Consider the following 14961-nt stretch of genomic DNA (forward strand, 5'->3'; position numbering starts at 1 on the left):
CTTTATCAGGCTTTCTGCTATAACCCCACTTTGAGTATGTTGTCGAAAGCCCGACAATACCCGATAATATGCGGGTTTTGTTTTTTTAGGCATCGTAATGACCGAATACGCTTTGTTATTTGTTAGCATCCTCCTGGTAAACAATTTCGTTTTGGTGAAATTCTTGGGGCTGTGCCCATTTATGGGCGTTTCTAAAAAACTGGAAACGGCTATTGGTATGGGGCTGGCAACAACGTTCGTCATGACATTAGGCTCCATGTTTTCCTGGTTGATCAATGAATACGTGTTAGTGCCGTTGGATATTATTTATCTGCGTACCATGGCATTTATTCTGGTATTGGCATTTGTCGTACAGTTTTCCGAAATGTTTGTGCGCAAGGCCAGCCCTGACCTTTATCGTTTACTCGGCATTTTTTTGCCCTTGATCACCACCAACTGTGCCGTTTTAGGTGTGGTATTGCTTAATGTGAATATGTCGCATGGTTTCCTTCAGTCAACCATTTATGGATTCGGCGGCGCAGCAGGTTTTTCCCTGGTCATGGTGCTTTTTGCCGCAATTCGTGAGCGTATTGCCGTTTCTGATGTGCCAGCACCGTTCAGGGGCAACTCGATAGCCTTAATTACCGCAGGTTTAATGTCACTGGCCTTTATGGGTTTTACCGGATTGGTGAAATTCTGATGACTGCGATTTGGATTGCCATTCTCACGCTAAGTGCCCTCGCACTACTTTTTGGTCTTATCCTTGGCTACGCTTCACGACGCTTTAAGGTTGAAGGCAATCCTGTCGTTGAACAGGTCGAAGCCATGTTGCCACAGAGTCAATGCGGCCAGTGTGGTTATCCAGGCTGCCGTCCTTACGCAGAAGCCGTCTGTTTGAACGGTGAGGACATCAATAAATGTGGCCCCGGTGGCGAAGCCATGATGCTCAAGCTGGCAGAAAAACTGAATATCGATCCTCAGCCGCTAAATGGCGATAGCGCCGTGTTGAACCCTGAGCGAAAAGTTGCATGGATCGATGAGAGTAATTGCATTGGCTGTACGAAATGCATTCAGGCTTGTCCGGTTGATGCCATTATTGGCAGTACCAAAGCCGTTCACACCGTTGTCAGTGATTTATGTACGGGCTGCGATCTTTGCGTCTCGCCCTGCCCGACAGACTGTATTGAGCTACGCGCCATCGCGCCGACCCCCGCTAACTGGAAATGGGATCTCGATACTATTCCGGTTCGCGTTATTCAAGTAGAACAACATGCTTAAGCTGTTTTCCGCCTTCAGAAAAGATCGAATTTGGGATTTCGATGGTGGTATTCATCCGCCAGAAATGAAAACACAATCCAGTCGGATTCCGTTGCGTCAGATTCCTTTACCTGAACAATTTATTATTCCCCTCAAACAGCACCTTGGCCCTGAGGGTGAACTGTGTGTAAAAGTTGGCGAAAAAGTGTTGCGTGGGCAATCGTTGACTATTGGTAAGGGACGGACGCTTCCGGTTCATGCCCCTACATCAGGCACAATCTACGCCATTCGTCAGCATATGACGGCCCATCCTTCCGGCCTGTCTGAGTTAAGCGTTATTATCACTTCCGATGGCGATGATCGCTGGTGTGAACGCCATGGTATGGTCGATTATCGTAATCATTCCATAGACAGTATTCTGAATCTCTTGCATCAGGCCGGTATTGCTGGTCTCGGAGGAGCTGGCTTTCCCACCGCCGCAAAGCTACAAGGCGGTCTGCACGGCATCAAAACGCTGATTATCAACGCCGCAGAATGCGAACCTTATATCACGGCAGATGATCGACTGATGCAAGAGTGTGCGGATGAAATCGTACAAGGCATTGATATCCTTAATTATCTACTACAACCCCAGCACACGCTTATCGGGATTGAAGATAATAAGCCGGAAGCAATTGCAGCGTTGCGTCATGCTCTGCGACAGCGTAACGATATCGCGTTGCGGGTTATTCCGACTAAATATCCCTCCGGTGGCGCAAAACAGCTCACGAAGATCCTGACGGGAAAAGAGGTGCCGTTTGGGCGACACTCCGCGTCTATTGGCGTTTTAATGCAAAACGTCGGTACGACGTTCGCGATTAAGCGTGCCGTCATTGACGGTGAACCCATGACTGAACGAGTGATTACCCTGACGGGCGAATCGCTTCGCCAACCCGGCAACGTCTGGGCTCGATTTGGCACGCCGGTTCGTCATTTATTAAAACAGGCTGGATTCCACGTCAATAAGCAGCCGATGGTGATCATGGGTGGGCCGCTAATGGGGTTTACGCTTCCGTCATTGGATGTGCCCATCGTCAAAATTAGTAACTGCTTGTTAGCACCATCTTATACAGAGATAGAACCTGTCGCCGAAGAGCAGTCATGCATACGCTGTAGCCGATGTGCGGACGCCTGTCCTGCGGGCTTGTTACCGCAACAACTCTATTGGTTCAGCAAAGGGCTGGAACATGAGAAAGCCCGTAACCATCACCTGTTCGATTGTATTGAATGTGGGGCCTGTGCCTATGTTTGCCCCAGCAATATTCCATTGGTGCAATATTATCGTCAGGAAAAAGCAGAAATCCGGGCTATTGACGAAGAAGTTCAGCGAGCGGCTCAGGCAAAACAACGCTTTGAAGCGAAACAGGCTCGACTAGAACGAGAAAAAATTGCCAGAGCACAGCGACACAAGCAAGCGGCGGCCAATCTATCGACCAACGATAAACAGGCTGTACAAGCGGCACTGGCAAGAATTCATAGCAAAAAAGAAGCGGGTGAAACTGCGAATGAAGCTATTGAAATCATACCGGGTCAGCAGCCAGATAATCGTGCCGCCATTGCCGCCCGAGCGGCACGCAAGGCCCAGGCTCGCGAAAAACAAACACAATTGGCAACCACTGAGGTTGAAAGTGTAAACCATTCGGATGATGTCGATCCTCGTAAAGCAGCGGTAGCCGCCGCATTAGCTCGCGTAAAAGCACGTAAAGCTGCCCAGAGTGTCGATACCGCACCTGAACTATCCGAGCCCACAACATCGGATAGCGTCGATAGTGTGAACGATGAACCTGTCGATCCACGTAAAGCCGCCGTCGCTGCGGCTATTGCCCGAGTGAAAGCGCGTAAAGCCGCCCAAAGTGTCGATGCAGCACCTGAACCATCCGAGCCCACAACATCGGATAGCGTCGATAGTGTGAATGATGAACCTGTCGATCCACGTAAAGCCGCCGTCGCTGCGGCTATTGCCCGAGTGAAAGCGCGTAAAGCCGCTCAACTTGTTGATGCAGCGCCTGAACCATCCGAGCCCACAACATCGGATAGCGTCGATAGCATGAACGATGAACCTGTCGATCCACGTAAAGCCGCTGTCGCTGCGGCCATTGCCCGAGTGAAAGCGCGTAAAGCCGCTCAGATGGCATCAAAGTTTCAAGAGGAATAAATGGCTTTCAAAATCGCGAGTTCTCCTTTTACTCATAATCAGCAACGCACCCAGCGTATTATGGTGCTGGTCATTTTGGCGTGTATTCCAGGAATGGTAGCGCAGTATTATTTTTTTGGTTACGGCAGTCTCATTCAGGTGGTTCTGGCATCGGTGACTGCATTAGTAACAGAATCAGTGACAGTGTCACTCAGGAAGTTCAACGTTCGTGCGGCATTATCCGATAATTCCGCCCTGCTCACCGCGATCTTACTCGGCATTAGTCTGCCACCGCTCGCACCATGGTGGATGGTTATCATGGGAACCGCCTTTGCCATCGTGATTGCCAAACAATTATATGGCGGTCTGGGGCAAAACCCATTCAACCCGGCAATGATTGGTTATGTGGTGTTACTTATTTCATTCCCGGTGCAAATGACCAGTTGGCTACCGCCTGCGCCATTGCAAACCCTCCCCATCGGTTTCTACGATACCTTACAAATCATTTTGTCGGGTCATACATCATCGGGCGATACCGTGCAGCAGCTTATGCATACGGTAGACGGCGTCAGCCAGGCGACACCGTTGGATTCGTTTAAAACGGGATTGCGTTCAGGTCAACAGCCTCAGGACATTCTGCAACAACCCCTATTCGCAGCAGGCATGGCGGGCCTCGGCTGGCAGTGGGTGAATATAGGATTTCTTATCGGTGGATTGTTTCTACTGGTAAGAGGAACCATTCGCTGGCATATTCCCGTCAGTTTCTTGCTCAGCCTGATGCTATGTGCGTCAATCGGGTGGCTACTGTCGCCAGAAAAATGCGCACCCCCCGTAATGCATCTGTTATCCGGAGCCACCATGTTGGGCGCATTTTTTATCGCTACCGATCCGGTGACGGCGTCAACCACCAATCGGGGTCGCCTGATTTTCGGTGCATTAATCGGTCTGCTGGTATGGTTGATTCGTACATATGGCGGCTATCCAGATGGTGTTGCCTTTGCAGTATTGCTGGCGAATATTACCGTACCGCTAATTGATTACTATACGAAGCCACGCGCTTACGGCCATCATCGCTAAGGATCCGTTTGCCATGCCTGTGCTTACTCACATTTATTACGTTTAATACTATTTATTATGTTTAATACCATGCGCCGCCACGCGACAACACTGGCGTTATTTGCCGCATTGACGACAGCAATAACCGCCGTCGTCAACAGCTTGACGGGACCGACGATTACCCAACAAGCGCAGCGACAACAAAAAATGTTATTGGATCAGGTCGTTCCTGCAGATAGATATAATAACGATATACAGCAGGAATGTTACCTTGTCACCGATTCAGCATTAGGCTCAACCGCCTCCCATCGTCTTTTTATTGCTCGCAAAGATGGCCTTCCCGTTGCGGCAGCGATTGAGAGTACAGCACCTGATGGATATTCGGGTGCAATAAAACTGCTGATTGGTGCCGATTTTTCTGGCAATGTTTTAGGCGTCCGAGTGACTGAACACCATGAGACCCCGGGTTTAGGTGATAAAATCGAGGTTCGTATTTCCGACTGGATAACTCGTTTTAGCGGTCAAAAAGTACAACACTCCGACGATGATCGTTGGGCAGTCAAAAAAGAAGGTGGGATGTTTGACCAGTTCACCGGCGCAACCATCACCCCGCGCGCCGTCATTAATAGTGTGAAACGTAGTGCGTTATTCTTACAAACGCTGCCATCGAAACTTAATACCCTGCCGGCATGTGGAGAGAATACATGAGTGAAGTCAAAAACCTGCTCATCCAAGGGTTATGGAAGAATAACTCCGCGCTAGTGCAATTACTGGGGCTCTGCCCGTTGCTGGCTGTCTCTTCAACGGCAACCAACGCATTGGGGCTTGGGCTCGCTACGACACTCGTGCTGGTTTGTACCAATGTCGCCGTATCCGCGCTGAGACGCTGGGTTCCGACCGAGATTCGCATTCCAATTTACGTCATGATCATTGCATCCGTGGTGAGTGCCGTTCAAATGTTGATCAACGCGTATGCCTATGGGTTATACCAATCACTGGGTATCTTTATTCCACTGATTGTCACAAATTGTATTGTCATTGGTCGCGCCGAAGCCTTTGCCTCAAAAAATCCTATCGGTTTATCCGCAATCGATGGTCTGGGGATGGGCCTTGGTGCCACCAGTGCATTGCTTGTTTTAGGTTCTCTACGAGAAGTGTTAGGCAACGGAACGTTGTTTGATGGTGCCGATCTGTTATTAGGCGGCTGGGCAAAATCCCTACGAATAGAGGTTATTCATTTAGACACACCTTTTCTCCTGGCCATGTTACCGCCGGGTGCCTTTATCGGTTTAGGTTTATTGCTGGCGGCAAAATATTTGATTGACGAGAAAATGAAACAACGCCGAGCACTTATTTTAGCGACTACACCAAAAAACACTGCCGGTAAGACCGCAGGGGAATCCTTATGAACAGGGCGAAACGAATCGAGATCTTAAGCCGATTACGTGCTAACGATCCCCATCCGACAACCGAATTAACGTTTAGTACGCCGTTTGAATTACTGATTGCCGTACTGCTTTCAGCACAGGCTACCGATGTCAGCGTTAATAAAGCAACCGCCAAACTTTATCCTGTCGCCAATACGCCAGAAGATATGCTGGCGTTAGGTGTCGATGGAATCAAAGAATATATTAAGACTATCGGTTTATATAACAGCAAAGCGGAAAACGTGATCAAAACCTGCCGCATTCTGATTGATCAACACCAAAGTCAGGTGCCGGAAGATCGTGCCGCATTGGAGGCACTACCTGGCGTGGGTCGTAAAACCGCTAATGTAGTCTTAAATACCGCTTTCGGTTGGCCAACCATTGCCGTCGATACCCATATTTTCCGCATCAGTAACCGTACCGGTTTTGCACCGGGTAAAAACGTCGAACAAGTTGAAGAAAAACTGCTGAAAGTGGTGCCGGCAGAGTTCAAAGTCGACTGTCATCATTGGCTTATTCTGCACGGTCGCTATACCTGCATTGCTCGTAAACCGCGCTGTGGTTCCTGCCTGATAGAAGATCTCTGCGAGTTTAAAGAAAAAGTGTATGCGTAGCCTTGGTGCTACGCCGTTCCCCTATCACCGTTAGTATCTCCCTCCCTACACGACGCTGTTACTGTATAAAACACCAAATAACCACTTTTTAAGGTAAATTCATTATTTTCAAGAATAAATTTAGTGAACGTTACTACCACGTGGTAACTATTTCAGATAACACTATCTCTTTCTTAATGAACAATTTTAAACCAAACTAAATATACCGTTATATGCAAAATATAAAACTAGTTATGCAACAATACCTACTCATATAAACTATATTTATATCAAAAACTCAGTTCATTTCACTCATGAAACACCTCTTATCATTTAAATGAAATAATCATTCAAAGTTAAATCAAAGTGTGAAATTAAACTCTGCATAACAATTGATCATCAGATTTTTTATGACACAAAAACCATATGTAACAAAATATGTAAGTCGACTTGCCTGTAGATAAAATCACGTCAAGATAGCGGGGTTTGTACTTCCCATAACAATCAAATGAGACGGCGGCTACGCTGCATCACTCATGTTATTTTCTCGCTCAAAAAAACGAGATATAAAAATCAGAGGTCTTTGTGTCAACAGCAAACCAAAACAACACATCCACAGAAAGCATCAGCATGAATGCTTTCAAACAGCCAAAAGCGTTCTATCTCATCTTCAGCATTGAACTATGGGAGCGTTTCGGCTTCTACGGATTACAGGGCATCATGGCGGTGTATCTGGTCAAAATGCTGGGTATGACCGAAGCAGATTCTATCACTCTGTTTTCCTCATTCAGCGCACTGGTATACGGTTTCGTTGCCATCGGCGGCTGGCTGGGAGACAAGGTTCTCGGCACCAAACGCGTGATTGTGCTGGGTGCCATTGTACTGGCATTCGGTTATGCCATGATTGCTTACTCCGGCCATAGCGTGTTCTGGGTCTATGTCGGGATGGCGACAATTGCCGTGGGGAATGGCCTGTTTAAAGCGAACCCCTCCGCGCTGCTGTCTACCTGCTATGCCAAGGACGACCCGCGTCTGGATGGCGCTTTCACCATGTACTACATGTCGATCAATATCGGCTCCTTCTTCTCTATGTTGGCAACCCCCGTGCTTGCTGCTCGCTATGGCTGGAGTGTCGCCTTCTCGCTCAGCGTGGTTGGTATGATTCTGACACTGGTCAATTTTATGTTCTGCCGAAAATGGGTCAGCACGCAAGGCTCTCAACCGGATTTCCAACCAATAAACCTGTCTAAACTGCTGGCAACGCTCGTTGGTGTTGTCGCACTGATTGCACTGTCTAGCTGGCTGCTGCACAACCAGTCTATCGCCCGCTGGATTCTGGCACTGATTTCGCTGGTCATCGTCGCCATCTTCATCAAAGAAATGCTGATGGTTAAAGATGTAGAACGTCGGAAAATGATCGTTGCCCTGCTACTGATGCTGGAAGCCGTCGTCTTCTTTGTGTTGTACAACCAGATGCCAACCTCACTGAACTTCTTTGCTATCCACAACGTTGAGCATTCGATTTTTCGTTTCACGTTTGAGCCGGAACAATATCAGGCGCTTAACCCTTTCTGGATTATGGTTGGAAGCCCCATTCTGGCCGCTATTTATAACAAAATGGGCGACCATCTGCCGATGGCGCACAAATTTGCTATTGGTATGGTGCTGTGTTCCGGAGCGTTTCTGGTGCTACCGTGGGGCGCAAGCATGGCAAACGAACATGGGATCGTGTCTGTTGGCTGGCTTATCCTGTGCTATGGGTTGCAAAGCATCGGCGAGCTGATGATTTCCGGTCTCGGTCTGGCGATGGTGGCACAATTGGTACCACAGCGTTTGATGGGATTTATCATGGGAGCATGGTTCCTGACATCCGCCAGCGCCGCGATCATCGCAGGTTACGTCGCCAATATGATGGCTGTCCCTGAAAATATCGCAGACCCGCATGTCTCTCTGGAAATTTACAGCAATGTCTTTATGCAGATAGGGCTCGTGACAGGCATTATCGCCATTCTGATGCTGCTGACCGCGCCAAAATTGACACGCATGACGCAAGATTCTCTCCCTGCAAGCAAGGAAGTAGACTCCGTAACACCTGCCGCTTAAACGCCAGATACATTACACACAAAAGCCAGATAGCTTAACGCTACCTGGCTTTCTTTTCGTTTGTTTGAGTCCGGTCACTTCACTGGTAAAGTGATATCTTTAAACATCGCTTCAATTTCATCATTGGTACGTAGCGCAACGGCGGTATCTACAACATCTCGCGTCAAATGTGGTGCAAACCGCTGAATGAAATCATACATATAACTTCTCAGGAACGTGCTACGCCGGAAACCAATCTTGGTTGTGCTGTAACTGAAAATACTGTTGGCATTGATTGTCACTAAATCAGTTTCAATTTGCGGATCGACAGCCATATTTGCAATGACGCCGACCCCTAACCCCAGGCGAACATAGGTTTTAATCACATCAGCATCCGTCGCGGTAAACACAATGCGTGGTGTCAACCCCGCGCGATTAAATGCCGTATCCAGCTCTGAGCGCCCCGTGAAACCAAAGGTGTAAGTCACTATCGGATAGGCCGCCAGCTCTTCAATGGAGATATCTTTCTTGGACGCCAGCGGGTGATCGGGTTTTACAACGACGGCTCGGTTCCAGTGGTAACATGGCAACATGATCAAATCATCATAGAGATGCAGCGCTTCTGTCGCAATCGCGAAATCCGCCGTCCCTTTAGCCACGGCTTCCGCAATCTGCGTAGGCGAACCCTGATGCATATGTAACGAGACTCGAGGGTAACGTTCAATAAACCCTTTGATAACGTTAGGAAGCGCGTAACGCGCTTGCGTATGCGTCGTCGCAACGTATAACGAACCTTTATCGGGATAGGTATGCTCTCCCGCGACAGCCTTGATAGCATCAACTTTGGAAAGGACTTCTCGTGCAATACGAATGACTTCCTGTCCTGCTGGCGTCACTTGTGTCAGATGTTTTCCACTACGGGCGAAAATCTGAATGCCCAGTTCGTCTTCTAGCATCCTGACTTGTTTACTGATCCCTGGCTGAGAGGTATATAACCCTTCAGCGGTCGAAGAAACGTTCAGGTTGTGGTTAACAACTTCAACAATATAACGAAGCTGTTGCAGTTTCATAATTTATCCCATTCCCAATTGAATTGTGCGTGCAGCATCTAAAGTTTGATGATGTTCCATGAAAGGAAATATGCTTTATCTATCCGGTACGCTGGCGCATATTTCATCACTTAATGTCATTTAATCATAAAAATAGTTTTTATATAACCACAATCGCATATTGTTCACAAAGAAACCTGCTATAGACCACGGTGAGATGGATGGTTATAGCCTCCAAAGCATCGATCGCCAGAATGAATGAAACCAGTATGCCAATGCAGGGTATATCAACGGATAATTATTCTCTCGGGTAAATCGCTATCCCCTTATCCAGATCAAAAAAGCCAGCCTAAAAAGGCTGGCTGGGGAATTTCACCGGTCGTTTATCCTCGCTCGAATATAACGGATAACACCGCTATTTCTTACCTTCGACCCACTTCCCATCGACATAAAACGCCGACCACCCGGTCGCCTTACCCTCTTTTTCCGATGAAACATATTGCTGTTTCGTCTTACGGCTAAAGCGCACCATCGATTTGTTGCCGTCTTTATCCGTTGCTGGGGCATCGGCTAAATAACGCAATTTTTCAGGCAAGCGATCTTTAAAGCGTTGTAATTCTTCCACCAGAGGCGCTCGTGTCTCACGAGATTTCGGGAACGTGTTAGCCGCCAGGAACACACCAGCTGCGCCATCACGCAAAACGAAATACGCATCCGACTTCTCGCAAGGTAACTCCGGCAACGGAACGGGATCTTCTTTGGGTGGAGCAACATCACCATTGCGCAGTATTTTACGCGTGTTGCCGCAGGTCTCGTTGGTACAAGCCATGTACTTACCAAAACGCCCCATTTTGAGATGCATTTCAGAGCCACATTTCTCGCATTCAACAACCGGCCCATCATAGCCTTTGATACGGAATTCGCCTTCTTCTATCTCATAACCATCGCAGGCAGGATTATTACCACAAACGTGCAATTTCCTTTGATTATCAATCAGATAGCTATCCATTGCTGTGCCACATTTTGCACAACGGCGCCGGGCGCGCAATGCGTTAGTCTCGGCGTCATCACCTTCCAACACATTTAGCACTTCCGCTTCTGGAATCAGGTTAATCGTCGTCTTACAACGCTCTTTCGGCGACAGCGCATAACCAGAGCAACCAAGGAATACCCCCGTGCTGGCCGTTCTGATTCCCATTTTACGACCACAGGTTGGACAATCAATGCTGGTCATCACCATCTGGTTTGGCCGCATTCCGCCGTTTTCCGGATCTTGCTCAGCCGTTTCCAGTTGCTTGCTAAACTCAGCAAAAAACTCATCCAACACGGCTTTCCATTCCGCCTGATTGTTTGCAACCTGATCCAGGCTGCTTTCCATTCGGGCAGTAAAATCGTAATTCATCAACTCGCGGAAGTTATCTTCCAAACGATCGGTGACAATTTCGCCCATTTTTTCCGCATAGAAACGACGATTTTCTACACGTACATAGCCGCGATCCTGAATGGTGGAAATAATAGAAGCATAAGTGGAAGGACGACCAATTCCCCGTTTTTCCAACTCTTTGACCAGCGACGCATCGCTGTAACGTGCGGGTGGTTTAGTAAAGTGTTGACCTGGCGATAATTGTTGCAAAGCCAATTTTTCACCCACAGCAACAGCGGGTAACGTGCGATCTTCATCATTTTTGCGCAACGCGGGCATGACTTTCGTCCAGCCATCAAAACGCAATGTACGACCTTTAGCACGTAACTGATAGTCCAACGCTTCAACAATCAACGTGGTGGAATCGTATTGCGCTGATGTCATCTGACAGGCGACGAACTGACGCCAAATCAGCTGATACAGTTTCTGCGCATCCGCTTCCATATCTTTCAGGCTGTCAGCTAAAACAGACACTGCCGAGGGACGAATCGCCTCATGCGCTTCCTGAGAATTCTCTTTATTACTGTAGTGATTCGCAGCATCCGGAAGATAGCGTTTACCAAAATTTTCGCCAATATATTCGCGAACCATGGTTAACGCATCCTGACTCAGATTGGTGGAGTCAGTACGCATATAGGTAATGTGGCCTGCCTCGTAGAGACGCTGCGCCATCATCATGGTTTTTTTGACACCAAAACCGAGGCGCGTACTGGCAGCCTGCTGTAGCGTTGATGTGATAAAAGGCGCACTGGGTTTACTGCTGGTTGGCTTATCTTCACGATCGGCAACAACATAGCTAGCTTTTTCCAGCAGGCTGACCGCAGCATAAGTCTGGGATTTATTGACTGGCTTAAACGGTTTACCATTGAAATGCGTGACCTGCATTTGCAACTGAGTATCGTTGCCAGAAAGCAAATCTGCATGTAACTCCCAGTATTCCTCGGGCACAAACGCTTTGATTTCGCGCTCACGCTCAACGATCAACCGAACAGCGACAGATTGTACACGCCCGGCAGATAGCCCACGCGCAATCTTCTTCCATAGCAACGGCGAGACCATGTATCCCACAACGCGGTCCATAAAACGACGGGCCTGCTGCGCATTGACGCGATCAATATTTAATTTGTCCGGTTTCTGAAATGCCTGTTGGATGGCATTCTTGGTAATTTCATTGAATACCACGCGGCTGAAACGTTTATCATCACCACCAATAATTTCCCGCAGGTGCCAGGCTATGGCTTCCCCTTCGCGGTCAAGGTCAGTTGCGAGATAGATGTGCTCGGCATTTTCTGCCAGCGTTTTCAGCTCAGAAACCACCTTCTCCTTACCCGGTAATATCTCATAATTGGCTTTCCAACCATGGTAAGGATCGACGCCCATACGATTGACTAGCGCGGATTTTTCATCCTTCTTGACAGCCTTTTTCGTTTTGTCTTTGGCTTTGGTGGAGTCCGCGCTCTTTTTACTGACTGAGCCACTCGTCGGCAAATCACGCACATGACCAACACTGGATTTAACCACATAGTCATTGCCAAGATACTTATTGATCGTTTTGGCTTTTGCCGGGGACTCGACGATAACGAGAGCTTTACCCATATGTACTATTACCTGCTTAATTCTGCTGAAAATCAGATATTTTCTGGGGGCATTCGCCGCAATAAACAAGGGCGAATACTCGATTAATTGTGGATTACGACGTTGCGTATTTATCCTGTCCGAATGCGCCATTTTTCCAAGGCGACACCGGTAACCCGCTATTCTGCCTGAATATTAACGTTGCCCATTACCACATTAAATCGGCACTGGCCGCCATGACGTAAAGAAAATATTCCACTGGCAGCACAAAATCCCACACTCTACCTGATAAATGACGCCACGCAACCTAATTAGCATGGAAACGACGTTTTAGCTAATCTGGACTGAACTCAGTATCGGCAGACGCGCGACGAAAATGAGTATATTTGCGATAGCCGCGTTTGACGCAGTACAATCACATCATCATAGAACCCCGACATCGCTCCTGACACCGCTATTAGAAGTTAATTTCGCTCCTTTACGACTCAGGACGGCGTTGAAAAAACGCAGGAGTAGGCAGTAAATGTCTAATGAATCTCAGATTCGTGAAGAAAAATCCCCGATCGATCGTCAAACATTGTTGACTGAAGCCAATACCCTCATTCAGGAACATGATGATTACCTCCATGGAATGATTGCCGAGGGCGTTGAGCAAAAAAACGGGATATTGGTTTTCCGTGGCGAATTTTTTCTTGATGAGAACGGACTCCCTACGCTGAAAACAACCGCGGTTTTCAATATGTTCAAACATCTGGCCCATGTTCTGTCAGAAAAATACTACCTGATCGATTAGCTACGCATCATTTCTTACGGTTAAAACAACGCCCGCTAAACTTGCGGGCGCTGACAGTGTCGTTCGTTTTTTCTCGCTTACAGCAATGGCTTATTGCCGCGCTGCCACCAACGTAGCATTAATCGTTCCATGGTATCGCCGGCACTACCAGTAAAGCGTTCAAGCAGGCGTTTACGGCGCGTATAACGCACACTGAGTACCTCATGGTTCTCCATTTCAGCAATCAATAAATCATCACTGGTGCCGATCGCATCAACCAGCCCCAGATCTTTGGCCTGTGAACCAAACCAGTGCTCACCCGTTGCCACAGCATCAATATCTAATGAAGGACGCATTTCCTGCACAAATTGTTTGAACAAGTGATGTGTAACGTTCAGATCTTCCCTGAATTTTTCTCGCCCCGCTTCCGTATTTTCACCAAACAGGGTTAACGTGCGTTTAAATTCCCCCGCCGTATGTAATTCAACATCAATATCTTTATTCTTCAGCAGACGGTTGAAGTTAGGGATTTGAGCCACAACGCCAATTGAACCGACAATGGCGAACGGCGCGGCAACAATGCGATCAGCGACACAAGCCATCATATAACCACCGCTGGCGGCAACCTTATCGACCGCGACCGTCAGGCGCACACCACCTTGCCGTAGTCGCTGTAACTGAGATGCTGCCAATCCGTAACCATGAACCACGCCCCCTGGACTTTCCAACCGCAGCAACACCGCATCCTGAGGTTTCACTACGGCTAAAACGGCAGAAATCTCTTCGCGTAACGAACTCACTTCGCCCGCATCCATACTGCCGTTAAAATCCAACACATACAGACAGGGTTTTATCTCTTTTTCTTCGCCGCGCTTAGCGCGCTGTTTATCTTGCTTGGCGGTCTCTTTTTCTTTCTTTTTTTCTTTTTTGGATAAAAACTTACGTTCAGCATCATTCATACAGGCTGATTGCATTTCCCGCTGCATATCACGGTACTGCTCGCCCAGATTCACTACCTGTAATTCTCCTTTATGCTGGCGCTTTCGCTGCGACATACCAAAGACCAGGATCACCAGCGCGCCAATCGCCAGCACAATGGTGAGCGCTTTAGCCAGAAACAAACCATACTGAGAAAGAAATTCCACAAAGACCGTCCTCATTCACTGAGTATTAAAACTGAGTATTAATATGATGTTGATTATTCTAACCAACTACACCACCAGCGTCGTGCCTTTATCCCGTCGCGAGAAAACCGCGAGCGCACACAGCGCTGAAGGATGATGTATAACCCCTTAACCTAACTGATGACGAGCGATATGGCGATATTATTCCTACCACTTCAATCTCTTCCGCTGCTTTTTACCGCACTTGCCACTATACCCAAAATAATTCAAGTTGCGTGAAGGCGGCAACCGCACGACAAATCGGTTTTAACCGATTTAAACAGCGCTAGCGCTGGCCCGCAGGGTGAGCTTCATTTATGAAGCTCATTAATCCCCAGGAGCTTACTCAGATAAGTGACTGGGGTGAGTAAGGACAAATTGGCTAAGCCAATTTGAACGCCGTTTACGGCGG

The 14961-nt window shown here is 47.9% G+C and carries 13 protein-coding genes; 10 read left to right on the forward strand and 3 right to left on the reverse strand.

Annotation, left to right across the window (positions count from 1 at the left end):
• Window positions 1-97: 97 nt before the first annotated feature.
• From rsxA to dtpA, 8 genes are all read left to right on the forward strand, one after another.
• Window positions 98-679, forward strand: a complete 582-nt coding sequence (gene rsxA / locus ACKPVM_RS09580; RefSeq protein ID WP_409308811.1) for an electron transport complex subunit RsxA — start codon at window positions 98-100, stop codon at window positions 677-679.
• Window positions 679-1257 (forward strand): electron transport complex subunit RsxB, encoded by a 579-nt coding sequence (gene rsxB / locus ACKPVM_RS09585; RefSeq protein WP_409308812.1) that lies wholly within the window; start codon window positions 679-681, stop codon window positions 1255-1257. The genes rsxA and rsxB overlap by 1 nt, the downstream gene beginning before the upstream one ends.
• Window positions 1250-3430, forward strand: a complete 2181-nt coding sequence (gene rsxC / locus ACKPVM_RS09590) for an electron transport complex subunit RsxC (RefSeq protein ID WP_409308813.1) — start codon at window positions 1250-1252, stop codon at window positions 3428-3430. The genes rsxB and rsxC overlap by 8 nt, the downstream gene beginning before the upstream one ends.
• Window positions 3431-4486: an electron transport complex subunit RsxD gene (gene rsxD / locus ACKPVM_RS09595; RefSeq protein ID WP_409308814.1), complete on the forward strand. Its 1056-nt coding sequence runs from the start codon at window positions 3431-3433 to the stop codon at window positions 4484-4486.
• Between the two features lie 57 nt (window positions 4487-4543).
• A complete protein-coding gene (gene rsxG / locus ACKPVM_RS09600) occupies window positions 4544-5173 on the forward strand; it encodes an electron transport complex subunit RsxG (protein ID WP_409308815.1) in 630 nt (209 codons plus the stop codon).
• Window positions 5170-5874: an electron transport complex subunit E gene (locus ACKPVM_RS09605; RefSeq protein WP_409308816.1), complete on the forward strand. Its 705-nt coding sequence runs from the start codon at window positions 5170-5172 to the stop codon at window positions 5872-5874. Before rsxG ends, ACKPVM_RS09605 begins: the two co-directional genes overlap by 4 nt.
• Window positions 5871-6506, forward strand: coding sequence for an endonuclease III (gene nth, locus ACKPVM_RS09610; protein WP_409308817.1), 636 nt, complete (start codon window positions 5871-5873; stop codon window positions 6504-6506). The genes ACKPVM_RS09605 and nth overlap by 4 nt, the downstream gene beginning before the upstream one ends.
• 564 nt (window positions 6507-7070) lie before the next feature.
• Window positions 7071-8588, forward strand: a complete 1518-nt coding sequence (gene dtpA / locus ACKPVM_RS09615) for a dipeptide/tripeptide permease DtpA (protein WP_409308818.1) — start codon at window positions 7071-7073, stop codon at window positions 8586-8588.
• Window positions 8589-8662: 74 nt separating this feature from the next.
• On the opposite strand, the gene cysB is transcribed toward dtpA, so the two are convergent.
• Both cysB and topA read right to left on the reverse strand, forming a co-directional pair.
• A complete protein-coding gene (gene cysB / locus ACKPVM_RS09620; RefSeq protein ID WP_409308819.1) occupies window positions 8663-9637 on the reverse strand; it encodes an HTH-type transcriptional regulator CysB in 975 nt (324 codons plus the stop codon).
• Between the two features lie 394 nt (window positions 9638-10031).
• On the reverse strand, window positions 10032-12635 hold the full coding sequence (gene topA / locus ACKPVM_RS09625; RefSeq protein WP_409308820.1) for a type I DNA topoisomerase: 2604 nt from the start codon (window positions 12633-12635) through the stop codon (window positions 10032-10034).
• Between the two features lie 89 nt (window positions 12636-12724).
• Here topA and ACKPVM_RS09630 point away from each other — a divergent pair, with 89 nt between their 5' ends.
• Together ACKPVM_RS09630 and ACKPVM_RS09635 are read left to right on the forward strand one after the other, a co-directional pair.
• Window positions 12725-12859 (forward strand): hypothetical protein, encoded by a 135-nt coding sequence (locus ACKPVM_RS09630; protein ID WP_409308821.1) that lies wholly within the window; start codon window positions 12725-12727, stop codon window positions 12857-12859.
• Window positions 12860-13137: 278 nt separating this feature from the next.
• Window positions 13138-13407: a YciN family protein gene (locus ACKPVM_RS09635; RefSeq protein ID WP_409308822.1), complete on the forward strand. Its 270-nt coding sequence runs from the start codon at window positions 13138-13140 to the stop codon at window positions 13405-13407.
• Window positions 13408-13484: 77 nt separating this feature from the next.
• On the opposite strand, the gene sohB is transcribed toward ACKPVM_RS09635, so the two are convergent.
• Window positions 13485-14531, reverse strand: a complete 1047-nt coding sequence (sohB, locus tag ACKPVM_RS09640) for a protease SohB (protein WP_409308823.1) — start codon at window positions 14529-14531, stop codon at window positions 13485-13487.
• Between the last annotated feature and the right edge of the window lie 430 nt (window positions 14532-14961).

Source organism: Pectobacterium hainanensis (assembly GCF_046237015.1).
In the GTDB taxonomy this organism is placed as follows: Bacteria; Pseudomonadota; Gammaproteobacteria; order Enterobacterales; family Enterobacteriaceae; genus JBJYIN01.

Coding starts and splice junctions, on each gene's coding strand:
- cysB (WP_409308819.1), bottom strand. CDS start 9,637: ATGAAACTGCAACAGCTTCGTTATATTGTTGAAGTTGTTAACCACAAC.
- rsxB (WP_409308812.1), top strand. CDS start 679: ATGACTGCGATTTGGATTGCCATTCTCACGCTAAGTGCCCTCGCACTA.
- topA (WP_409308820.1), bottom strand. CDS start 12,635: ATGGGTAAAGCTCTCGTTATCGTCGAGTCCCCGGCAAAAGCCAAAACG.
- rsxC (WP_409308813.1), top strand. CDS start 1,250: ATGCTTAAGCTGTTTTCCGCCTTCAGAAAAGATCGAATTTGGGATTTC.
- rsxD (WP_409308814.1), top strand. CDS start 3,431: ATGGCTTTCAAAATCGCGAGTTCTCCTTTTACTCATAATCAGCAACGC.
- ACKPVM_RS09605 (WP_409308816.1), top strand. CDS start 5,170: ATGAGTGAAGTCAAAAACCTGCTCATCCAAGGGTTATGGAAGAATAAC.
- ACKPVM_RS09635 (WP_409308822.1), top strand. CDS start 13,138: ATGTCTAATGAATCTCAGATTCGTGAAGAAAAATCCCCGATCGATCGT.
- rsxA (WP_409308811.1), top strand. CDS start 98: ATGACCGAATACGCTTTGTTATTTGTTAGCATCCTCCTGGTAAACAAT.
- nth (WP_409308817.1), top strand. CDS start 5,871: ATGAACAGGGCGAAACGAATCGAGATCTTAAGCCGATTACGTGCTAAC.
- rsxG (WP_409308815.1), top strand. CDS start 4,544: ATGTTTAATACCATGCGCCGCCACGCGACAACACTGGCGTTATTTGCC.